The sequence below is a fragment of the Ureibacillus chungkukjangi genome (genome assembly GCF_044795995.1).
In the GTDB taxonomy this organism is placed as follows: Bacteria; Bacillota; Bacilli; order Bacillales_A; family Planococcaceae; genus Ureibacillus; species Ureibacillus chungkukjangi.
Map to the genome: position 1 here is coordinate 3,519,445 of NZ_CP085009.1, position 22,962 is coordinate 3,542,406.

Genomic DNA, 22,962 nt, shown 5'->3' on the forward strand with positions numbered 1-22,962 from the left:
AATTTTGGAGGTATATATGGGATTAAATTTTCGCAAAAGCATTAAAATAGCACCAGGAGTCAGAGTAAATGTCGGTAAGAAAAGTACTTCATTAAGCTTTGGAGGAAATGGCTTACGCTATTCCATAAGCTCAAATGGAAAACGCCGTTCAACCGTTGGGATTCCTGGCTCTGGACTTTCCTACACAACAACAATCGGCGGTAAGAGCAAGCAATACAAATCACAGGCCTACCAGCAGCGTCAGTATTTAAATCAATTGAAAAAACAAGAAAAACAGGAGCTAGCTCGCTTTGAGGTCGATCAATATCAAAACTCTTGTGAAATTTTAAAATCCATTCATATCGAGTCAGATGAGCCTGTAGATTGGCATTACCATGCACAGCGCACTCCCCTTTTTAATATCAATGAAGCTGGACCAAGAGAAAAACAAGCTTTATATCAATTACAAAATTATAAACCTGGGTTTTTCGATAAATTATTTAAGAGCAATAAAAAAGAAGTGCTTGAAAATGCTGTTCTTCAAGCTCGAAAAGAGGATCAGGAAGAATATAACGATTGGGTAAAGCTCACACGCTTAAGCGATCGTGTACTAGCTGGCGATTTAGATGCTTATATGGAAGTTATAGAGGAAATGGATCCCCTAGAAGATTTGCATGAATTCGGAAGCGGCTTTGAAATTGGCTGTAATAACGCCTCTACCCTTTACGTCACTTTCGATGTTTATTCCCAATCCATCATTCCGAAAAACGAGAAGACCCTGACACAGGCCGGGAATTTATCGATAAAGAAGTTAACCAAAACAAAGTATTTCGACCTTCAACAGGATTACGTTTGCAGCTGCACCATCCGTATTGCACGAGATATGTTCGCCCTTCTGCCGGTCCAGACAGTCTATGTCCATGCCTATGATGAACAGCTAAACACCGAAACTGGCCATGTTGAACGCTTTTGCGTCTTATCTGTAAAGTTTGACCGCACCACTCTAGAATCATTAAATATCGGTCTCATCGATCCATCCGACACTTTAAACAACTTCCATCACAATATGAAGTTTCGTAAGACGATGGGGTTTGCTGAGGTTGAGGAGATTGAGTAAGGTTGATTAAATTGAAACATCTGTGTGACTTCTTTTATCGGAGTTGCATGGGTGTTTTTTACTGTAAAAAAGTTGGTTAACTCGAAGGGAGTAAAACTAGGTAGAATTCGTATTTCTAATTTTACTAAAGCTGAAGCTCTTAGAATTCAAAAATGTTAATTGCCTTTGACACAAATTGAGATTTCACACGTCTAATAAGATGAATTCAAATATCGGGGGAACCTAACTTTATGACAAATGCCAGAGAGACAATTTCGTTGTGGTTTTAACTATACAGCAATGATGTTTACAACTTTTTGGTTTACTACACTGGTACCACAGATGTGGAGGATTTAGTACAAGAGGTATTTATTAAAGCAGGGCGTGGTCTTAACTCATATAAAAATCTAGCTTCACCTAAGACTTGGCTCTTCACCATTGCACGAAATATTGCCATAGACGAAGCGAGAAAGAAAGAATCAAAAATCAACAAAAACAGTACAGCATTTGATGAGCGCTTTTGGAAGCAGCAAACAACAGCTAATTCCGAACATATCCTCCTAAAAAGGGAGGAACAGAGGGAGTTTTACCTCTCAATCTCTAAACTGAAAAGGAAGTTTCGAGAAGTATTAATCCTAAGGGGCATTCAAGGATTGTCCGTAAGGGAAACTGCCCAAATATTAAAAAGTCACTCTGGAGGGCAAGATATAAAAGAAACAGGAGTAGAGAAAACTCAAACAGCGAACGAGGATGAACAGCGAGACGATCTAAATCAAACCCTAGAGGATCTAGAGACTTCCGACGTAGAACAAGTAGCTGTTGAACAAAAAGCAAATGAAATATATTCTGCCCTTCGTAACCGAGATATGAATTTACTATCAAACTACGTGCACTCGGAGAAAGGACTAGTCTTATCACTACTTTCCTATCTAGAAAACTATGGGGTCATTTTTGAAAAAATCGAAGTTCGAAAAACTATTAGAAGATGACACGAAGTATAATTGGGGCATTGGAGAAGCAAATATGAATTTAATCTATACTCCAAAGGATTATATGGATAGATTCCTAAAAACAGATACTTTCCTTCACCCAGACAATGCATTTTTCGATTTAAATACACAGCGAAGCAACAGCCACAAACCTATAGAAGCGTTCTTCCCAGGATCTAAAATCGTCGAGTTTTATAAAGAAACAGAATATGAAGATTGGAAAAGTGTCTATCTCATATTTGAACAAAATGAACATTCAATCTGGGAGCTCGTTGCAATTATAAGTGACAAGTGGACACCTTAAGTCATAGAATTCGCTCGAATCAGCTACCCCCGTCAACCTGTGACATAAAACTAACAAGAAAAACCTCTCGAAAAAATCGAGAGGTTTTTGACATTTAATATGATGGCAGAATTACATCATGCCGCCCATACCGCCCATATCAGGCATTGCTGGAGCGTTTGGTTCTGGGATATCTGCTACTACTGCTTCAGTTGTTAGGAATAGAGCAGCTACAGATGCAGCGTTTTGTAATGCTGAACGAGTAACTTTGGCTGGGTCAACTACACCTGCTTCGATCATGTTTACCCATTCGCCGTTAGCAGCGTTGAAGCCTACGCCCACTTCTTCGCGTTTTAAGCGGTCTACGATGATTGAACCTTCAAGACCTGCGTTGTTAGCGATTTGACGTACTGGCTCTTCAAGAGCACGTAATACGATACGTACACCAGTTGCTACGTCGCCTTCTACAGAATCAATTACTTTTTCAACTGCAGCGTATACGTTTAGAAGTGCAGTACCACCACCTGATACGATACCTTCTTCAACCGCAGCACGAGTTGAGTTTAATGCGTCTTCGATACGTAATTTACGTTCTTTTAACTCAGTTTCAGTTGCAGCACCAACTTTGATTACTGCCACCCCACCTGCTAGCTTAGCAAGGCGTTCTTGTAATTTTTCTTTGTCAAATTCAGAGGTAGTTTCTGCAATTTGAGCACGGATTTGATTTACACGTACTTCGATTTCGTCTGCATTACCAGCACCTTCAACAATCGTAGTGTTATCTTTAGATACTACTACTTTACCAGCGCGACCTAGAGTTGTAACATCAGCTGTTTTTAAATCTAAGCCAAGATCAGAAGTGATTACTTGACCACCAGATAATACAGCGATATCTTCTAGCATTGCTTTACGACGGTCACCGAAGCCAGGAGCTTTAACAGCTACAACGTTAAATGTCCCGCGTAATTTATTTAAGATTAATGTAGTAAGAGCTTCCCCTTCCACATCCTCAGCAATGATTAATAATGGACGGCTTTGTTGAACAACTTGTTCAAGTAAAGGTAAGATTTCTTGGATGTTTGAAATCTTTTTATCTGTTACTAAGATATAAGGGTTGTCTAATACTGCTTCCATTTTGTCAGTATCAGTTACCATGTAGTGAGATACGTATCCGCGATCGAATTGCATACCTTCAACTACATCTAACTCAGTAGTGAAGCCTTTAGATTCTTCAATTGTGATAACACCGTCAGTACCTACACGTTCCATAGCGTCTGCGATGAAATCACCTACTTCTTCATCAGCAGCAGAAATTGCAGCCACTTGAGCAATTGCTTCTTTGTTTTCTACTGGACGAGAAATAGCTTGTAATTCTTCTAATGCAGCAGCAACAGCTTTGTCCATTCCTTTACGGATTCCAACAGGGTTAGCTCCTGCAGTTACGTTTTTAAGACCTTCACGAATCATAGCTTGTGCTAATACTGTTGCCGTAGTTGTACCGTCACCAGCGATTTCGTTAGTTTTAGAAGCAACTTCTGCAACTAGCTTTGCACCCATATTTTCATATGCATTTTCTAACTCGATTTCTTTTGCGATTGTTACACCATCATTCGTAATTAGTGGTGAACCATATTTTTTCTCAAGAACCACGTTACGTCCTTTTGGTCCTAAAGTTACTTTTACAGCATTCGCTAATTTATCAACACCTTGAAGCATTAATGAACGTGCTTCTTCAGAGAATTTAATATCTTTTGCCATTTTGTCTACCTCCAAATTTATATTTTCTATTCAAAATCAAAAGTAGCATGTGAGCGCCGTAATCGATATGTAAGGCGCCCTTTTTGCTTAAGATTAACGTTTAAGATTATTAGCCAAGAATAGCTAGTACATCACTTTCGCGAAGAATTAAGTATTCTTTGCCTTCATATTTCACTTCTGTGCCTGAGTATTTAGAGAAAATAATACGATCTCCTTCTTTAACATCAAGCTCGACGCGTGTGCCGTTATCTAGAACACGACCAGTTCCCACAGCAACAACATTTCCTTCTTGTGGTTTTTCTTTTGCTGAATCTGGAAGTACAAGCCCTGATGCTGTAATTTCTTCCACCTCAACTAGTTCGATAATGATACGATCACCTAATGGTCTTAACAAGTGAAACAACCTCCTACAAATTATAATTTATATAATCTTATTAGCACTCTCTACATACGAGTGCTAACACAATTATTATAATAATGAATTACTTTTCCATTTGCAAGTGAGACGCCCAAAAAATTTTGTTTTCTTTCCGTATTCATCTACAATAGAAGCATAGAGTATTATAAGTAAATCTTAGAACTTGCCGGAGATAGTTTAACTACTTAGATTCACGGATATACATTGATTATATTCAATACATATCCAAAGTAAAAAATATTATAGACTAGTTTTAGAAAGAGGGAATTTTTCTATTGAGTACTTCTACAAAGTTTCAAACACAAAAAACCGCCTTTTATGTTTTAATCACCTACATAGTCGCTCAATTATCTGGCTTCCTATTAAGAATTCCACCTATCCAGTCATTCTTCCTTCAATTTTTTTCACAAGATGGAAATGAACTTATTGCATTAGCAGCTTGGTGGTCGACAATCTCCTTTGCAATTGCATTCTTAGTTTGTATATTCTTAATCTCTAAGAATAAGAACTTCTGGGATATATTTAAGGGAGAAAAAGCTTCAATTCCTGTTTCTATCGGTTGGGGAGTTATTGGGTTTTTCTTAGTATTTTTAGGACAATCGATTGGAGCGATTATAGAAAGGAGCCTGGGAATCCAAACTAGCTCTGAAAATACGGAAGCCATTATTAAATTAACTGAAATTGCTCCTATTATGATTTTAGCGACAGTTCTTTTAGGACCGATATTAGAAGAATTTGTATTCCGCCGTGTTGTCTTTGGCTCCATCGTGCAAACTCAAAATTTCTGGGTTGCCGGACTTATTAGTTCTATCATATTTGCGCTGATTCACTTTGACTTTACACATATTATTTTATATACAATCAGTGGATTGATCTTTGCGTTTTTATACTTTAAAACACGCCGGTTACTTACCTCTATTATTGCGCATATGCTATTAAACGGCTTCGTGACGATTGTTCAAATGGTTCCACAGCTGTTTAAATAACCTAATCAATAAAAAAATCCCCTTTTCAGAAGCATCTAGCCTTTGAAAAGAGGATTTTTAAGTTTATTGATTCATTTCTTCAATTTGACGGCGTTGTTCTGCCAGCAATTCTTCTACTCGTATCTTTTGCTCGATTTCTTTTTCTTCTTGTCTTCGCATTTCTTCAGCCACTTGATATTTCTTATAGCCTATCCGAGCAATCACAATACTAATTTCATATAACACAAACAGCGGAATCGAAATCAAAATATATGAAATAATATCCGGTGGTGCAACTAGTACTGCTAACACGAATAAGACAAAATAAGAATACTTACGGAATTTCACCATAAGCTGCGGATTTAAAATCCCCAGTCTAGCTAAGAAAAGCATTACAACAGGCAGCTCGAAAATGATACCGAATGGAACGACCAGTTTAAATAAGAAGCCGAAATATTCATTAATCCCAATTGTTTGTTGAATATTAAGATCATCTGATAATTGCATCATGAAGTTCATAATATTTGGGAACAAAATATAATAACCGAATGCTAGTCCAGCAACGAACAGTAAAAATGCATAAGGAATATATTTTAACGTTGCTTTCCGCTCAGTTTCATGAAGCCCAGGAGTGATAAACGCCCATAGCTGATAGAGAATGATTGGTGAAGTAATGATAAACGCTACTACGAATGTGACTTCCAAATACACAGTAAGTGGATCTCCTACATTGAAGGCGTTTAAGGTTAATTGCTCTGCTTGTTCGCTATACTGAATATGTTTAATAATCGGCTTTGCAAAATAAAAGCTCACAATTAAGGCAAGAATAAAGAAAACTGCACAAATAACTAACCGCTTTCTTAACTCTTCTATATGTTCAATAACAGTGAGTTCTTGTGGATTCATGGAAATGGACATCCTTAACTTACTTGTTTTCTTTTTCTAGATCTTTTTGCTCGATGACATTTACGTTCTTTTTCTTGTCGTCCTCTTCATCTTCTAATAACCCTTTAGTTCCTTTTTTGAACTCGCGAAGTGTTGTTCCCATCGCTCTACCTAGTTCGGGTAGTTTCTTTGGTCCAAAAACTAAAAGAGCTACTACACAAATAATAACTACGGCAAATGGTGAAATTGCATTTAAATGCACAACCATTGTAGCCACCTCCTCTATTATATGTACATTTTATCGCATCTTGTCGCATTTTGCTAATGGATAAATTTTAATACTTTGTGTCAATCACTATTACGAATTAAATAGATTAACGCTTCTAGCTCGACAGATAAATCGATATTCATCATCTTCATAGAATCTGGTACATTTAACCTTACTGGCGTAAAGTTTAATATTCCCTTTGCGTCAATTGCAACTAAACGATCTGCCATAACCTGTGCAGAACGCGAGGATACAGTTAAGATAGCTAATTCTGCGTGATATTCATGGTACATTTCCTCTAAACGATCTGGATGATAAACCGGTATCCCGTTTACCTCTGTTCCATCATGTGGTGCTTTTGAGTCAAATGCTACGACAATTCTTGTATTGTGATTCTTTTGGAAATTGTATTTTAAAAAAGCATTTCCTAAGTTCCCCACACCAATTAACGCAACATTTGCTCCTTCATCCTGATCTAATGTTTCTCTAAAAAACTCAAGCAAATGAAGAACATCATACCCATATCCCTTTTTACCCAGTGCACCAAAATAGGAAAAATCACGACGAATGGTTGCTGAATCAATTTTCATTGCCTCACTCAACTCTTGTGATGAAATTCTTCTTTTTCCTTCATTGGCGAAGTTTTGTAAAAAACGATAATAGAGCGGAAGTCTTTTCGTGGTTGCTTGAGGAATTTTCATGTCATGCTTCACATAGTATCCCCCAATCTCTTTCCCAAACTGACTATCACCTCATCTAAAGTGATAATTAAAAGTCTACATCCCTAATATAAAATTCTTATTGCGCTAAAACACCACTATCCCTAAGTGATGGTTCGATTAAACTTTAGTGAATTTAATATAATTCAAAATCGTTTTCATCTTACTAAACCTATAGAAATAAGTAAAGCATCCACATTGCGCCAGCATTCCCCATCCATTAAACTAAAGATAGAACTGAGGTGTAAATAATGATTGTTTTACAAGTAAATCAATTATATAAATCTTTTGTCACAGATGAAATACTTAGTGGCGTAAAATTAGAAGTTCAACATAGAGATCGAGTTGCATTAGTTGGACGCAACGGTGCAGGAAAATCGACTTTACTTAAAATAATCGCTGGTCAAATGTCGTATGATTCTGGAGAAATTATCATTCCAAAGGACGTGAAAATTGGCTACCTTGAGCAGCACGCCGGGATTGAGTCCGACTTGTCGATTTGGGATGAAATGATGACAATATTCGACTCATTACGTAATCAGGAAAAAAAATTACGTTCCCTTGAACAACGTATGGCTGACCCAGCTGTTTACGATAATACAGAAAATTATGGGCGTGTAATGGCAGAGTATGATCAATTACAGCATGATTTTAAGGATGCTGGCGGCTATCAATATGAAGCCGATACTCGTTCGGTGCTTCACGGTATGCAATTTTTCCCTGAGGATTACGAAAAGCCGATTCTTTCCCTTTCTGGAGGCCAAAGAACTCGTTTAGCGTTAGCGAAGCTGTTACTGAGTAAGCCAGATTTGTTGATTTTGGACGAGCCAACTAACCATCTTGATATCGAAACCTTAAGCTGGCTAGAAAATTACTTAAAGGGCTATGAGGGTGCGATACTAATTGTTTCCCATGACCGTTATTTCTTAGACCAGGTTGTTTCAATTGTTTATGAGGTTTCCAGAACACATGTGTCAAAATACGTCGGAAACTACAGTGCTTATTTAGATGAAAAAGCAAAAAATTATGAGCGCGACTTGAAAATGTTTGAACGTCAACAGGATGAGAAAGCAAAACTAGAGGCATTCATTCAAAAAAATATAGCCCGTGCTTCCACAACTAAAATGGCCCAAAGCCGCAGAAAGGTCCTTGAACGAACAGACTGGATGGATTCTCCTGATGGTGATGAGCGTTCAGCAAACTTCGGGTTTACTATCGAAAGACAAAGTGGAAATGATGTGCTTTCTGTCGATGACTTAATGATTGGCTACGAGGGAAAAAGCATATCAAAAAATATCAATATGCGCCTCTTCCGAGAAGATCGCATTGCACTTGTTGGGCCAAATGGTGTTGGTAAATCGACATTGCTTAAAACAATAGTGAAGGACTTACCAATCCAGTCAGGAAATATTCGCTATGGTGCCAATGTTCAAATTGGCTATTATGACCAAGAACAAGCAAAGCTTACTGGAAACAAGTCTGTTCTTCAGGAGCTATGGGATGAATGGCCACTTTTAAATGAAAAAGATATTCGAACAATTTTAGGCCGCTTCCTATTTAGTGGGGATGATGTTTCAAAGCCTGTTAGTTCATTATCAGGTGGAGAAAAGGCTCGGGTTGCCTTGGCCAAGCTTATGATGCAGAAGGCAAATCTACTTGTACTTGATGAGCCGACAAACCATCTTGACTTAGATAGTAAAGAAGTTTTAGAAAATGCACTTATTGATTATCCCGGAACATTATTATTCGTATCCCACGACCGTTACTTCATTAATCGCATTGCGACGAAGGTAGTCGAATTATCTGGTACTGGTTCCTTTGAATACTTGGGTGATTATGATTATTATCTTGAGAAAAAGCAGGAACTTGAGGAACTAGCAGAAATGAAAGCTGCTGCTGAAAAGGCATCGCAAAAAACAAGTGATACAATAGTATCCAAAACATCAACTTCTCAAATTGATAAAGATGCTAAAAAACGCGAACGCCAAATCCGTCGTACTGTTGAGGAACTAGAAAAGAAAATGATTGAAATAAGTGAACAAATTGCCAGCATTGAAGTAAAGCTTTGTGAGCCAGATATCTTCAAGGACCACGAGCTAGTAATGAAGTATCAAAGCGAGCTTGATGCTATCAAAGCTGAACACGATAAGTTAGAGCTGCAATGGCTCGAATTAAATGATGAGCTTGAGAATATTATATCCGGCTAGCCGAAAACCTAAAAATATCATGTGCATATGTGCATGGTATTTTTATTATCCCTTAATAATTTACATATATCTTGGTCAATAGACAAATTTCGATAAAAAATCTCCACAATTTTATTCACATGAACAATTAAGCAATATCAACATATCAACACACTTTTCCACATTATCCACAGTTTCTAATTTATTTATCCACAATACAATGTGCAAAAGATGACACTATATATAGTTTTACCACACGTTATCCCCAAGTTATCCACAATTTGTGCATAAGTACGAATGTTCGCCTTGACAATTTTATAAAAATATTGTTAGCCTGTGGATAAGTTTTCAGAAAAATTATACAAAAGGTGAATAACTCAATAACTTAAGAAAAAGCAAACATAAATTAGAAGGATTTATTTTAGTAAAAAAATAATAGCCGTTTCATAGTATTATGAAACGACTAATTTTAACTATATCCAGCTTTTTAATTCCTTACCGGGAAGACCATTCATAGCAAGGTCACCACGAACTCCAGCCACATACATATAAGAAGCAGCCGCTCCAATCATTGCCGCATTATCTGTACATAGCTTTAAAGGCGGAACAATAAAAGGAATTTGCTCCTTTTCAAAGACTTGCTCCAAGCTTGTTCTTAGTCCTTTATTTGCAGATACACCACCTGCAGCTATCACTTGTTTTACATTAAATTCACGTGCTGCACGTAAGGTTTTTGTTGTTAGCACTTCCACAACACTATCCTGGAAGCCCTTTGCAACCTTTTGAGGGTCGATTTCTTCCCCTCTTTGGTCCATATTGTGCTTATAGTTAATAACTGCTGATTTTAAGCCACTAAAGCTGAAGTCATATGAATTCTCCTCTAGCCATGCACGAGGAAAATCAATGCCTTCTTTCGCTTCCTGTGCCAGACGGTCAATATGGGGACCACCTGGATAAGGCATATTAAGAACTCGAGCCACTTTGTCATAGGCTTCCCCAGCAGCATCATCCCGAGTTTCTCCAATTACTTCAAAGCTACCATGCTCTTTCATCAATACCAATTCCGTATGCCCACCTGAAACAACTAGAGCTAATAATGGAAACTCCATTGGCTCCACAAGTGCATTCGCATAGATATGACCTGCAATATGATGCACTGGAATTAGTGGAAGGCCATGAGCAAATGCAAAGGCTTTAGCAGCATTTATTCCTATTAATAATGCACCTACTAATCCAGGTCCTTCTGTTACAGCAACAGCGGTTAAATCTGAAGGCTGCATGTTCGCCTTTTCTAATGCTTCTTCAATTACAATGGTAATTTGTTCGACGTGGTGCCTTGAAGCTACTTCCGGCACTACTCCACCAAAACGTTTTTGACTATCGATTTGTGATGCTACGATATTCGACACAATCTCAGTACCATTGCGAATGATAGCGGCAGCTGTTTCATCACAGCTTGTTTCGATTGCTAAAATATATTGATCATTCATTTAAATTCACCCACATTACTAGAGCATCTTCTTGATTGTCTGTATAATATCCTTTTCGAATCCCACCATCCTGGAATCCGAGTTTTCTATAAAGATTTTGTGCAACGACATTCGAAACACGTACTTCCAAGCTCATAACATCTACGTCTTTCTCTTTGGCAATACGCATTGCTTCACGCATCAAGCCCTCTCCAATACCCAGCCCACGCGCTGCTTCTACTACTGCTACGTTTGTAATTTGCGCCGAATCAATTACTAGCCACATTCCACAAAAGCCAATAATTTTTTCTGCATCATTTTCTGCTACCAAATAGTAAGCAAAATTATTTTCTCTCATTTCATAATGAAACGAATCTAATGTCCAAGGTGTCGGAAAGGATGCTAATTCAATTTCATGAACTGCCTCTACATCCTCTGGGGTCATTTTACGATAAAGTACCATTCTTTTATTGCCCCTTTTTTTGATCCTTAATCCAATTTGCCTCTGCCTCTGTGATACGATGGTATTGTGGAATAAAGCTATTTACTGCTTCTACACTCGGCAGTGGTTGTTTTTGTGCTAGCTCAATCAAGTGAGCACCTCTTGGTAATGCTAACGAAGAAGGTGCGAAGCTTGCTTGATCACCTAGTTGAGCTACGATTTTTTCCTTAAAGATATCTATATCCAGCCCAACAAATAACACTGGCATATTTAACTCCTGCAACTGTTCCAATAAGCCCTCGATTGAACTATGGTGATCCTCAATAATTGGTTCTATCGTTGTACCATGGAAGACCGCTGTATATACATTTTGTCTTCTTGCATCAAACAATGCGCAGATTACTCCATTAAAGTCTTGTCCATTGGCTGCTAATACCTGTAAGCTAGAAACCCCAACTAAAGGTTTTTTTAGCGTCCAAGCTAATGTTTTAGCAATCGTTACACCAATTCGTAGACCTGTATAGGAACCTGGTCCTTCAGAAACTGCTATTGCATCGATATCTACTGGTTTTAATTTAGCTTTTTGGAAAAGTTCTTCTATTTTTGGCATCACTGTAACAGAATGCGTTAGATTTTCATTTTGTACAATTTCCTCTACTACTTGTCCATCCTTTACAATGGCTATGGATAGAGGTGAATTCGATGTTTCAATTCCTAACCAAATCATTTAAATAACTCCTCACACAATCGTTCATATCGCTCACCGATTGGTTTTAATACAAATTTTCTTTTATCCTCATCGATTCGATAAATTTCAATCGCTAATCGTTCATTTGGTAAATCTTCTTCTATCAAATGTGCCCATTCCACTACACTAACAGCCTCACCATAAAAGATTTCCTCCCACCCAAGATCTTCATCACTATCCGCTAAACGATAAACATCTAAATGGTTAAAAGGTAATCTTCCCTCATATTGCTTCATTATTGTAAAGGTCGGACTATTTACTGTTCTTGTAATCCCTAAGCCCTTAGCAAGTGCTTGTGTAAATGTCGTTTTTCCTGCTCCCAAATCGCCTTCAAGCGTAATTGTGTCCTGAGCTTTTAAAAGTTCTGCCAAGCTTTGTGCTAAGCTTTGTGTTTCTTCTAAGGACATAACTTCTTTTTCAAATATCATTTAAACTACCCTCTCACATTCACATTACCCTAAGTTTACCTAATCAGAGTTAAATGTTCAAAGTCTAAACCTGTAACTCTTTAAATAAAACAAATTATATTACTATGTATCATCTAATTTTTCCAATTTATTTGAATGTATTTGGGTTTTGTTATTATGTTTGCGTTATTTAATCGGTAAAATCCATGGCTAGACTACGATACTTGATTGCAGATTCTCTCTTCTTAGATTAAGGAGCTATCGAGTAGAATAGCCACTCTTTTCTATTATTTTTTTCTTTTCTACTTTCCCATTTTCAAAATATATTTCGTAGCTTTGAGTCATAAGTAATTCATCGTCCCACAGATATACACCTTCATTCACAAGCTTTCCCTCGCCCTTAACAATCTCTACAACTTCTAAATAGGACATTCCCATCTCTAGCTTTTCGAACTCTTCTTGATTCATATTTTGCTGCCAGTGGAAAGAATTCATGTCTTCTATATCATGATATTTATTAACAGCATTGTACCATTGTGAAAAAAGCACAATAATCCCAACTATAAGGATAAATATTAAAGCTAAACTATTTCTTCGTAATCTTTTTTTATTCATTAAAATCACCTCAAAAATTAACATTACTACCACTATATTTATGAAGTAGTAACATCATGTGACTTTAAAGAAAAAAGTAGATTATAAGTTTCAAAAGGTAGATAAAAAGAAAAAAGCTCACATAAAGCAATGCTTTACATGAGCGTATATGTATAATATGGCGGTCCCGACCGGGATCGAACCGGCGATCTCCTGCGTGACAGGCAGGCATGTTAACCGCTACACCACGGGACCAAACTCTTCTATTAGAATATCATTTTTTAGTAATTTTTACAATAATTATTTTGGCTCTTACCGTTGTTTAAATGATATATTTGGTTAAATATTCTGTTGGTTTTCTATCTCTTAGTTGTAATTTTGGGCTTAATCCAAATAAAAAAACCACTGAATACTCAGTGGTTTAGTTGCCTAGCGACGTCCTACTCTCACAGGGGGAAGCCCCCAACTACCATCGGCGCTAAAGAGCTTAACTTCCGTGTTCGGTATGGGAACGGGTGTGACCTCTTTGCCATCATCACTAGACTTGCACATGGATGTGCTGGCTTCGCCGTTGCAACATGGACGTTGCGCTCTTAGGTGAAGTTCCTATTTGTTTCTGAAAGAAGCTTGTTCTCTCAAAACTGGATAAAGACATTGATTGCATTCAAGATTTTGGTTAAGTCCTCGATCGATTAGTATTCGTCAGCTCCATGTGTCACCACACTTCCACCTCGAACCTATCTACCTCATCGTCTTTGAGGGATCTTACTTACTTGCGTAATGGGAAATCTCATCTTGAGGGGGGCTTCATGCTTAGATGCTTTCAGCACTTATCCCGTCCACACATAGCTACCCAGCGATGCCTTTGGCAAGACAACTGGTACACCAGCGGTGTGTCCATCCCGGTCCTCTCGTACTAAGGACAGCTCCTCTCAAATTTCCTACGCCCACGACGGATAGGGACCGAACTGTCTCACGACGTTCTGAACCCAGCTCGCGTACCGCTTTAATGGGCGAACAGCCCAACCCTTGGGACCGACTACAGCCCCAGGATGCGATGAGCCGACATCGAGGTGCCAAACCTCCCCGTCGATGTGGACTCTTGGGGGAGATAAGCCTGTTATCCCCGGGGTAGCTTTTATCCGTTGAGCGATGGCCCTTCCATGCGGAACCACCGGATCACTAAGCCCGTCTTTCGACCCTGCTCGACTTGTAGGTCTCGCAGTCAAGCTCCCTTGTGCCTTTACACTCTACGAATGATTTCCAACCATTCTGAGGGAACCTTTGGGCGCCTCCGTTACCTTTTAGGAGGCGACCGCCCCAGTCAAACTGTCCACCTGACACTGTCTCCTGCCCCGCTAAGGGGCATGGGTTAGAATTTCAATACAACCAGGGTAGTATCCCACCGACGCCTCCCTCGAAGCTGGCGCTCCGAGTTCTCTGGCTCCTACCTATCCTGTACAAGTTGTACCAAAATTCAATATCAGGCTACAGTAAAGCTCCACGGGGTCTTTCCGTCCTGTCGCGGGTAACCTGCATCTTCACAGGTACTATAATTTCACCGAGTCTCTCGTTGAGACAGTGCCCAGATCGTTACGCCTTTCGTGCGGGTCGGAACTTACCCGACAAGGAATTTCGCTACCTTAGGACCGTTATAGTTACGGCCGCCGTTTACTGGGGCTTCAATTCAGAGCTTCGCTTGCGCTAACCCCTCCTCTTAACCTTCCAGCACCGGGCAGGCGTCAGCCCCTATACGTCACCTTACGGTTTTGCAGAGACCTGTGTTTTTGCTAAACAGTCGCCTGGGCCTATTCACTGCGGCTCTCATTGCTGAGAGCACCCCTTCTCCCGAAGTTACGGGGTCATTTTGCCGAGTTCCTTAACGAGAGTTCTCTCGCACACCTTAGGATTCTCTCCTCGACTACCTGTGTCGGTTTGCGGTACGGGCACCTCCCGCCTCGCTAGAGGCTTTTCTTGGCAGCGTGAAATCAGATACTTCGCTCATAAGAGCTCCCCATCACAGCTCAACGTTACAGGAAGCGGATTTGCCTACTTCCACGCCTTACTGCTTGGGCGTACTCAACCAACGGTACGCTTATCTTATCCTACTGCGTCCCCCCATTACTCAAACGGCGGGGAGGTGGTACAGGAATATCAACCTGTTGTCCATCGTCTACGCCTATCGGCCTCGACTTAGGTCCCGACTAACCCTGAGCGGACGAGCCTTCCTCAGGAAACCTTAGTCATACGGTGGATGGGATTCTCACCCATCTTTCGCTACTCATACCGGCATTCTCACTTCTAAGCGCTCCACCAGTCCTTCCGGTCTGACTTCAACGCACTTAGAACGCTCTCCTACCACGGAACATCTAAGATGTTCCATCCACAGCTTCGGTGAATCGTTTAGCCCCGATACATTTTCGGCGCAGCGTCACTCGACCAGTGAGCTATTACGCACTCTTTAAATGATGGCTGCTTCTAAGCCAACATCCTGGTTGTCTAAGCAACGCCACATCCTTTTCCACTTAACGATTACTTTGGGACCTTAGCTGGTGGTCTGGGCTGTTTCCCTTTTGACTACGGATCTTATCACTCGCAGTCTGACTCCCGTGTATAAATATCTGGCATTCGGAGTTTGTCTGAATTCGGTAAAGCGAGATGCCCCCCTAGTCCAAACAGTGCTCTACCTCCAGTATTCTCAATCACGAGGCTAGCCCTAAAGCTATTTCGGAGAGAACCAGCTATCTCCAGGTTCGATTGGAATTTCTCCGCTACCCACACCTCATCCCCGCACTTTTCAACGTGCGTGGGTTCGGGCCTCCAGTGAGTGTTACCTCACCTTCACCCTGGACATGGGTAGATCACCTGGTTTCGGGTCTACGACCACGTACTCATTCGCCCTATTCAGACTCGCTTTCGCTACGGCTCCGCCTTCTCAGCTTAACCTTGCACGTAATCGTAACTCGCCGGTTCATTCTACAAAAGGCACGCTATCACCCATTAACGGGCTCTAACTACTTGTAGGCACACGGTTTCAGGATCTATTTCACTCCCCTTCCGGGGTGCTTTTCACCTTTCCCTCACGGTACTGGTTCACTATCGGTCACTAGGTAGTATTTAGCCTTGGGAGATGGTCCTCCCGGATTCCGACGGAATTTCACGTGTTCCGCCGTACTCAGGATACACTCAAGAGAGAATGAACTTTCGACTACGGGGCTTTTACCCGCTACGGCGGACCTTTCCAGGTCGCTTCGTCTAACTCATTCCTTTGTAACTCTTATGTTGAGTGTCCTACAACCCCAAGAGGCAAGCCTCTTGGTTTGGGCTCTTCCCGTTTCGCTCGCCGCTACTCAGGGAATCGAATAATTTCTTTCTCTTCCTCCAGGTACTTAGATGTTTCAGTTCCCTGGGTCTGCCTTCAAGACGCTATGTATTCACGTCAAGATACTGTTCCATTACGAACAGTGGGTTCCCCCATTCGGAAATCTCCGGATCAAAGCTCACTTACAGCTCCCCGAAGCATATCGGTGTTAGTGCCGTCCTTCTTCGGCTCCTAGTGCCAAGGCATCCACCGTGCGCCCTTAATAACTTAACCTAGTTCGGCTTCCAATCCACATCGTTATACTGTGTCAACTGCACTCACTCACATCCTCATGTACTAAAGTACACTGCGGTGTTCGCTCGCTTGTTTCCTTGTCTAACTCGTGTCTTGAAACCCTCGATTAAAAGTTACTGCTTTTCTTAAAAAGAAAAGACTTAAGAACTACACAATCAATTACTTGAATTTTGTTGCTTTCAATGTCGTTTTATCCAGTTTTCAAAGAACAAATCAGCTGACTTCAATCACATCGTGATTAAACATCAGTGATATTACTCCGTGCAGATTTGCGACGATAGCTTTGAGTTACCTCTTTGCTTATTCTTCGCGGCAGGAGCACATTTTGAAGTTTCATTACTGAACCTTCAAAACTGAACACAAAACGTTAATGTTGGTTTGACCTCGGAAGGTCAACCATTCCGTTAATAATCCTTAGAAAGGAGGTGATCCAGCCGCACCTTCCGATACGGCTACCTTGTTACGACTTCACCCCAATCATCTGTCCCACCTTCGACGGCTGGCTCCCAAAAGGGTTACCCCACCGGCTTCGGGTGTTACAAACTCTCGTGGTGTGACGGGCGGTGTGTACAAGGCCCGGGAACGTATTCACCGCGGCATGCTGATCCGCGATTACTAGCGATTCCGGCTTCATGTAGGCGAGTTGCAGCCTACAATCCGAACTGAGAACGGTTTTATCGGATTAGCTCCCCCTCGCGGGTTGGCAACCGTTTGTACCGTCCATTGTAGCACGTGTGTAGCCCAGGTCATAAGGGGCATGATGATTTGACGTCATCCCCACCTTCCTCCGGTTTGTCACCGGCAGTCTCCTTAGAGTGCCCAACTAAATGATGGCAACTAAGAACAAGGGTTGCGCTCGTTGCGGGACTTAACCCAACATCTCACGACACGAGCTGACGACAACCATGCACCACCTGTCACCACTGTCCCCGAAGGGAAAGCTATGTCTCCATAGCGGTCAATGGGATGTCAAGACCTGGTAAGGTTCTTCGCGTTGCTTCGAATTAAACCACATGCTCCACCGCTTGTGCGGGCCCCCGTCAATTCCTTTGAGTTTCAGTCTTGCGACCGTACTCCCCAGGCGGAGTGCTTAATGCGTTAGCTGCAGCACTAAGGGGCGGAAACCCCCTAACACTTAGCACTCATCGTTTACGGCGTGGACTACCAGGGTATCTAATCCTGTTTGCTCCCCACGCTTTCGCGCCTCAGTGTCAGTTACAGACCAGAAAGTCGCCTTCGCCACTGGTGTTCCTCCAAATCTCTACGCATTTCACCGCTACACTTGGAATTCCACTTTCCTCTTCTGCACTCAAGTCCCCCAGTTTCCAATGACCCTCCACGGTTGAGCCGTGGGCTTTCACATCAGACTTAAAGGACCACCTGCGCGCGCTTTACGCCCAATAATTCCGGACAACGCTTGCCACCTACGTATTACCGCGGCTGCTGGCACGTAGTTAGCCGTGGCTTTCTAATAAGGTACCGTCAAGGTACAGCCAGTTACTACTGTACTTGTTCTTCCCTTACAACAGAGTTTTACGATCCGAAAACCTTCTTCACTCACGCGGCGTTGCTCCATCAGGCTTTCGCCCATTGTGGAAGATTCCCTACTGCTGCCTCCCGTAGGAGTCTGGGCCGTGTCTCAGTCCCAGTGTGGCCGATCACCCTCTCAGGTCGGCTACGCATCGTCGCCTTGGTGAGCCGTTACCTCACCAACTAGCTAATGCGCCGCGGGCCCATCCTATAGCGATAGCGTAAACCATCTTTCAACATTCCAACAGGAGAAGGAATGTGTTATTCGGTATTAGCCCCGGTTTCCCGGAGTTATCCCCAACTATAGGGCAGGTTGCCCACGTGTTACTCACCCGTCCGCCGCTAACTTTAGAAAAGCAAGCTTTTCTAAAGTCCGCTCGACTTGCATGTATTAGGCACGCCGCCAGCGTTCGTCCTGAGCCAGGATCAAACTCTCCATAAAAGAGAAAATTTGATTAGCTCAAATTTTATGCTGGCATCAATATTGATGTCCAAAATTTTGTTTCTCTAATTTAATAGAAGAAACTATGTTCATTAACGTTTTGTCGTTCAGTTTTCAAGGTTCAAATATATTATGGAGCGGGTGATGAGAATCGAACTCACGACATCAGCTTGGAAGGCTGAGGTTTTACCATTAAACTACACCCGCATATTAAATTTATAATGGCGCGCCCGGCAGGAGTCGAACCCACAACCTTCTGATCCGTAGTCAGACGCTCTATCCAATTGAGCTACGGGCGCGTATTTTGAAATGTGCTACTTGGTGCGGCCGAGAGGACTTGAACCTCCACGGGGTTGCCCCCACTAGGCCCTCAACCTAGCGCGTCTGCCATTCCGCCACGACCGCGTTCAAATGAAGACTCTATTAAGTATACACCATTCTCGAACTAAGTCAAGAATAAAAACTGGTGAGCCATGAAGGACTTGAACCTTCGACCCTCTGATTAAAAGTCAGATGCTCTACCACTGAGCTAATGGCTCGTACAAATGGCTGGGGTACCAGGATTCGAACCTGGGCATGACGGAATCAAAATCCGTTGCCTTACCGCTTGGCTATACCCCAACAATGGCGGTCCCGACCGGGATCGAACCGGCGATCTCCTGCGTGACAGGCAGGCATGTTAACCGCTACACCACGGGACCAAATTGTTTTATTGCTATTTAAATAATAAGTGGTGACCCGTACGGGATTCGAACCCGTGTTACCGCCGTGAAAGGGCGGTGTCTTAACCACTTGACCAACGGGCCATGGCTCCGAAGGTAGGACTCGAACCTACGACCAACCGGTTAACAGCCGGTTGCTCTACCACTGAGCTACTTCGGAATAATTTGTTACGACTTATCTTGTCGACTTTTATTATTATAGAGACACTTTCATACAAAGTCAACACTTTTACTAAAACTTTTTTACATTTTTACCATTCCTCTTTAAAACCCTTATATATCAAGGCTTTAAACGTCATTTGAAAGGAAACAACTTTCCTATAATGTGCACTTTTTCAAAAAAACATACATTTAAATTTCATCTAATTAGAACTTTTAACAATTCTTCCACAAAAACGAACTCGCTAGTTTAAAACCATTCATTATTCAACAGTCTTTCTTTCTATTAGTCGGCCGCGGCATTTACCACAGCGGTACTTATTCACATCCATTCGTTTCTTACGCGGATATAATTGTTTGCATTCAACACATTCATATAAGTATGTTTTAGTATTAGTTTGCTTTTTGTTTTCTTCTATTGTTGAACAAAACCTTGGTGCACCGACTTTCTTTAAGAGCGCTCGGAAATCTGCATCTCGATGTTTGTAGCCCATCCCCCTTATGTGAAGATGGTAATGACATAGTTCGTGAAGGATGATACCGCGCAATTCTTTAATACCAAAGATTTCATAGGATTTTTTATTAAATTCGATATTATGACTTCTTAGCAGATAACGGCCCCCAGTCGTTCGTAATCTGCTGTTAAAATAGGCTTGATGTAAAAAGGGTACATCAAAATACTTTTGAGATAATTCCTCTACTAATACTTGTAGTTCTTGATCTGTCATATGTATCCCCTCCTATGAAATAATCTATCATATAATCCCATGAAAAATAAGTGTATTGCACATAAGAAAAAACACTCTGGTCCATCTGGAAACCAAAGTGTTTTGCTAGTACTATATATAATTTACTGAATTAGTTCTACCTGTTTCTCAGGGGCAATCATTGTTAAAGCGATACGACCTTTATTCACTTCTACTTTATCAACCCATACTGTGACAATATCCCCTAGCGAGACAACCTCTAAAGGATGCTTGATACGGCGCTTTTGAAGCTTAGAGATATGGACTAGACCATCCTGTTTTACACCGATGTCTACAAAGGCACCGAAATCCACTACGTTTCGGACTGTCCCTTGCAGCTCCATCCCTACTTGTAGATCCTCCATTTTTAATACATCTGTTTTTAATAACGGTTGCGGGAATGCGTCTCGTGGATCTCGAGTCGGCTTCATTAATGTGTCCACAATATCCTTTACCGTTACTTCACCGACACCAAGCTCGGCACTTAAAGTTTTCACATCTATTGCAGCTAAAGCTTCCTCGCATTTCTTGGAGCCTACATCCTTTTTCGATAAGCCTACATTAGCTAAAATTTCCTCTGCTAATTTATAGCTTTCTGGGTGTATCCCTGTTGCATCAAGAGGATTTTTTGCTTCTGCGATGCGTAAGAACCCAATCGCCTGTTCATATGTTTTCGCACCTAGTCGGGGGATTTTCTTTAGTTGTGCACGGGATATGAATTTCCCGCTATCACTTCGTGCATTAACAATATTTTCTGCTACAGTTTTCGATAAACCAGATACATATTGTAAAAGTGAAGCCGAGGCTGTATTAACGTCTACCCCTACCTGGTTAACTGCTGTTTCTACTATAAATGTTAAAGACTCGGCTAATTTCTTTTGCGATACGTCATGTTGGTATTGGCCAACTCCTACTGCTTTTGGTTCAATTTTAACAAGTTCCGATAAAGGATCTTGTAAGCGACGAGCAATTGAAACAGCACTTCTTTGCTCTACTTGTAAGTCTGGGAATTCGTTTCGCGCTACCTCAGAAGCAGAATAAACAGAAGCCCCTGCTTCGTTAACGATTACATACGCAACATCTTGTTCAACTTCCTTTAAAACGTCTGCGATAAATTGCTCTGTTTCACGAGATGCTGTTCCGTTTCCAATAGCTACAATTGAAATAGGATATTTAGCTAATAAAGCCTTCACTACCGCTTTTGATTTTGCTACATCAGGCTTTGGTGGATGTGGGTATATTGCTGTTACTTCAAACATTTTACCTGTCTCATCTACTACCGCTAATTTACAACCTGTTCGATAAGCTGGGTCTACACCTAAAACCATTTTTCCGCGCATTGGTGGCTGTAATAATAAGCTTTTTAAGTTTTCAGCGAAGATATGAATTGCTTGTTCTTCAGCTTTTTCGGTTAATTCACTTCGTAGTTCTCGCTCAATAGAAGGCTGAATTAATCGCTTATAACCATCTTCAATTGCTTCTTTTACATGGGCAACTGAAGACGAAGAAGAATTATAAGGAATCCATGCCTTCTCCATAATTGGAAGAACTCGATCTATAGGAACCTGAATGGCTACTTTTAGAATATCTTCTTTTTCACCACGATTAAGGGCAAGTGTTCTATGAGGCACGATATATTTTACCGGCTCCTCATACTCGTAATACATTTCAAACACTTTTTTCTCATCTTTATCTGCATCCTTAACAGCAGTTACAACTTTCCCTTCTCTCCAGGAGAATTTTCGTATTTGATCACGAATTTGTGCATCGTCAGCAAATCTTTCTGCTAATATATCCCTTGCTCCAGCTATTGCATCCTCAAGAGTTTCCACACCTTTTTCTGCATTAAGAAACGTAGAAGCGATTTTTTGAATATCTTCTTTTGAGAATTTCATCATTTCCTCTGCTAAAGGTTCTAACCCCTTCTCTTTGGCAATCGTTGCTTTTGTACGTCGTTTTTGCTTATAAGGTCTATATAAATCCTCAATACGCTGTAAAACAGTTGCCGATTGTATCGCCGTCTGTAAATCTTCTGTTAGTTTCCCTTGTTCGTCGATTAAACGGATAACCTCTTCTTTTCGTTGCTCTAGCTGTTGTATGTAGTGATATCTGTCTTCAATCGCTTTAATTTGAACTTCATCTAACGACCCTGTTGCTTCCTTACGATATCGAGCGATAAAAGGAACTGTATTGCCGTCTTCTAATAGTTTGATAACTGCTTCTGCTTGATGTGGTTTAACTAGTGCATCAGTTGCAATCATTTGCAGCATTTTCTTTTCTTCCATCATTTCACAGCCTTTCAATTTTCATAAATTACTCTATCATTAATACTTAATTTGAGATCAATGTCCAAGCTTTGCATTTTGTTTACTGCTTGTACCAATCTCTTTTCATAAATTTCGTTTAATAAGCTTCTCTTTTCTTTTTGAAAATTACGAAGTCGAATAATCTTAGTTTAACATTTACATACCACTTTCTTCTATTATCGTACTTGCTAGAAGTCTTTAATAAAGAAATTAGGTATTCAAACTCAATAAAAAA

17 protein-coding genes, 9 tRNA genes and 3 rRNA genes are annotated in these 22,962 nt (G+C 40.8%); 5 read left to right on the forward strand and 24 right to left on the reverse strand.

The annotated features are described in order from the left end of the window. Positions 1 to 16: 16 nt before the first annotated feature. From LG296_RS17345 to LG296_RS17355, 3 genes are all read left to right on the forward strand, one after another. On the forward strand, positions 17 to 1,096 hold the full coding sequence (locus tag LG296_RS17345) for a DUF4236 domain-containing protein (protein ID WP_251400972.1): 1,080 nt from the start codon (positions 17 to 19) through the stop codon (positions 1,094 to 1,096). A gap of 323 nt (positions 1,097 to 1,419) precedes the next feature. Continuing rightward, positions 1,420 to 2,064 carry an RNA polymerase sigma factor gene (locus LG296_RS17350; RefSeq protein ID WP_404427235.1) on the forward strand — a complete coding sequence of 215 codons (645 nt, stop codon included), beginning with the start codon at positions 1,420 to 1,422 and terminating at the stop codon, positions 2,062 to 2,064. Next, a complete protein-coding gene (locus LG296_RS17355; protein WP_251400974.1) occupies positions 2,027 to 2,368 on the forward strand; it encodes a hypothetical protein in 342 nt (113 codons plus the stop codon). The genes LG296_RS17350 and LG296_RS17355 overlap by 38 nt, the downstream gene beginning before the upstream one ends. 111 nt (positions 2,369 to 2,479) lie before the next feature. Here LG296_RS17355 and groL read toward each other — a convergent pair whose 3' ends face one another. Both groL and groES read right to left on the reverse strand, forming a co-directional pair. After that, positions 2,480 to 4,105, reverse strand: a complete 1,626-nt coding sequence (gene groL, locus LG296_RS17360; protein WP_107937450.1) for a chaperonin GroEL — start codon at positions 4,103 to 4,105, stop codon at positions 2,480 to 2,482. A 109-nt stretch (positions 4,106 to 4,214) separates the two neighbouring features. Then, positions 4,215 to 4,499: a co-chaperone GroES gene (groES, locus tag LG296_RS17365; protein ID WP_251400975.1), complete on the reverse strand. Its 285-nt coding sequence runs from the start codon at positions 4,497 to 4,499 to the stop codon at positions 4,215 to 4,217. A gap of 299 nt (positions 4,500 to 4,798) precedes the next feature. On the opposite strand from groES, the gene LG296_RS17370 reads away from it, so the two are divergent. Further along, positions 4,799 to 5,509, forward strand: a complete 711-nt coding sequence (locus tag LG296_RS17370; protein ID WP_107937445.1) for a CPBP family intramembrane glutamic endopeptidase — start codon at positions 4,799 to 4,801, stop codon at positions 5,507 to 5,509. Between the two features lie 63 nt (positions 5,510 to 5,572). Here the strand turns inward: LG296_RS17370 and tatC are convergent, their stop codons facing one another. The 3 genes from tatC to LG296_RS17385 form a co-directional block, all read right to left on the reverse strand. Next, complete coding sequence (gene tatC / locus LG296_RS17375) at positions 5,573 to 6,394, reverse strand: twin-arginine translocase subunit TatC (RefSeq protein WP_107937443.1); 822 nt, start codon at positions 6,392 to 6,394, stop codon at positions 5,573 to 5,575. Positions 6,395 to 6,413: 19 nt separating this feature from the next. Further along, positions 6,414 to 6,641: a twin-arginine translocase TatA/TatE family subunit gene (locus LG296_RS17380; RefSeq protein WP_107937441.1), complete on the reverse strand. Its 228-nt coding sequence runs from the start codon at positions 6,639 to 6,641 to the stop codon at positions 6,414 to 6,416. An 80-nt stretch (positions 6,642 to 6,721) separates the two neighbouring features. Then, positions 6,722 to 7,354 (reverse strand): redox-sensing transcriptional repressor Rex, encoded by a 633-nt coding sequence (locus tag LG296_RS17385; protein WP_107937439.1) that lies wholly within the window; start codon positions 7,352 to 7,354, stop codon positions 6,722 to 6,724. Positions 7,355 to 7,611: 257 nt separating this feature from the next. Between LG296_RS17385 and LG296_RS17390 the strand changes: the two genes are divergently transcribed. Next, positions 7,612 to 9,567 carry an ABC-F family ATP-binding cassette domain-containing protein gene (locus LG296_RS17390; protein ID WP_107937437.1) on the forward strand — a complete coding sequence of 652 codons (1,956 nt, stop codon included), beginning with the start codon at positions 7,612 to 7,614 and terminating at the stop codon, positions 9,565 to 9,567. Positions 9,568 to 10,019: 452 nt separating this feature from the next. Here the strand turns inward: LG296_RS17390 and tsaD are convergent, their stop codons facing one another. The 19 genes from tsaD to LG296_RS17485 form a co-directional block, all read right to left on the reverse strand. Continuing rightward, positions 10,020 to 11,036, reverse strand: coding sequence for a tRNA (adenosine(37)-N6)-threonylcarbamoyltransferase complex transferase subunit TsaD (gene tsaD, locus LG296_RS17395; protein ID WP_107937435.1), 1,017 nt, complete (start codon positions 11,034 to 11,036; stop codon positions 10,020 to 10,022). Then, positions 11,029 to 11,478, reverse strand: coding sequence for a ribosomal protein S18-alanine N-acetyltransferase (rimI, locus tag LG296_RS17400; RefSeq protein ID WP_107937433.1), 450 nt, complete (start codon positions 11,476 to 11,478; stop codon positions 11,029 to 11,031). Before rimI ends, tsaD begins: the two co-directional genes overlap by 8 nt. A gap of 4 nt (positions 11,479 to 11,482) precedes the next feature. Then, a complete protein-coding gene (tsaB, locus tag LG296_RS17405; protein WP_107937431.1) occupies positions 11,483 to 12,184 on the reverse strand; it encodes a tRNA (adenosine(37)-N6)-threonylcarbamoyltransferase complex dimerization subunit type 1 TsaB in 702 nt (233 codons plus the stop codon). Next, positions 12,181 to 12,633 carry a tRNA (adenosine(37)-N6)-threonylcarbamoyltransferase complex ATPase subunit type 1 TsaE gene (tsaE, locus tag LG296_RS17410; protein WP_107937429.1) on the reverse strand — a complete coding sequence of 151 codons (453 nt, stop codon included), beginning with the start codon at positions 12,631 to 12,633 and terminating at the stop codon, positions 12,181 to 12,183. Before tsaE ends, tsaB begins: the two co-directional genes overlap by 4 nt. A gap of 237 nt (positions 12,634 to 12,870) precedes the next feature. Then, positions 12,871 to 13,227: a hypothetical protein gene (locus LG296_RS17415; protein WP_146223233.1), complete on the reverse strand. Its 357-nt coding sequence runs from the start codon at positions 13,225 to 13,227 to the stop codon at positions 12,871 to 12,873. Between the two features lie 158 nt (positions 13,228 to 13,385). Further along, positions 13,386 to 13,461, reverse strand: a tRNA-Asp gene (locus LG296_RS17420). A gap of 172 nt (positions 13,462 to 13,633) precedes the next feature. Further along, positions 13,634 to 13,749, reverse strand: a 5S ribosomal RNA gene (gene rrf, locus LG296_RS17425). A gap of 129 nt (positions 13,750 to 13,878) precedes the next feature. Then, a 23S ribosomal RNA gene (locus LG296_RS17430) occupies positions 13,879 to 16,801 on the reverse strand. Positions 16,802 to 17,240: 439 nt separating this feature from the next. Then, positions 17,241 to 18,794 (reverse strand): 16S ribosomal RNA (locus LG296_RS17435). Together the 16S, 23S and 5S rRNA genes with 9 tRNA genes alongside form the textbook arrangement of a ribosomal RNA operon. Before the next feature lie 133 nt (positions 18,795 to 18,927). Beyond that, positions 18,928 to 19,001: transfer RNA gene (locus LG296_RS17440), tRNA-Gly, on the reverse strand. A gap of 15 nt (positions 19,002 to 19,016) precedes the next feature. Further along, positions 19,017 to 19,093 (reverse strand) — tRNA-Arg (locus LG296_RS17445). Positions 19,094 to 19,113: 20 nt separating this feature from the next. Beyond that, positions 19,114 to 19,199 (reverse strand) — tRNA-Leu (locus LG296_RS17450). Between the two features lie 59 nt (positions 19,200 to 19,258). After that, positions 19,259 to 19,333: transfer RNA gene (locus LG296_RS17455), tRNA-Lys, on the reverse strand. A gap of 7 nt (positions 19,334 to 19,340) precedes the next feature. Beyond that, a tRNA-Gln gene (locus LG296_RS17460) sits at positions 19,341 to 19,415 on the reverse strand. Between the two features lie 4 nt (positions 19,416 to 19,419). Further along, positions 19,420 to 19,495: transfer RNA gene (locus tag LG296_RS17465), tRNA-Asp, on the reverse strand. Positions 19,496 to 19,525: 30 nt separating this feature from the next. After that, a tRNA-Glu gene (locus LG296_RS17470) sits at positions 19,526 to 19,600 on the reverse strand. Position 19,601: 1 nt separating this feature from the next. Next, positions 19,602 to 19,676: transfer RNA gene (locus tag LG296_RS17475), tRNA-Asn, on the reverse strand. 262 nt (positions 19,677 to 19,938) lie between these two features. Then, complete coding sequence (locus LG296_RS17480) at positions 19,939 to 20,403, reverse strand: SprT family protein (protein ID WP_107937712.1); 465 nt, start codon at positions 20,401 to 20,403, stop codon at positions 19,939 to 19,941. A gap of 122 nt (positions 20,404 to 20,525) precedes the next feature. Further along, the gene (locus LG296_RS17485) at positions 20,526 to 22,706 is read right to left on the reverse strand and encodes a Tex family protein (protein WP_107937714.1); all 2,181 of its coding nucleotides are present in this window, start codon (positions 22,704 to 22,706) and stop codon (positions 20,526 to 20,528) included. Between the last annotated feature and the right edge of the window lie 256 nt (positions 22,707 to 22,962).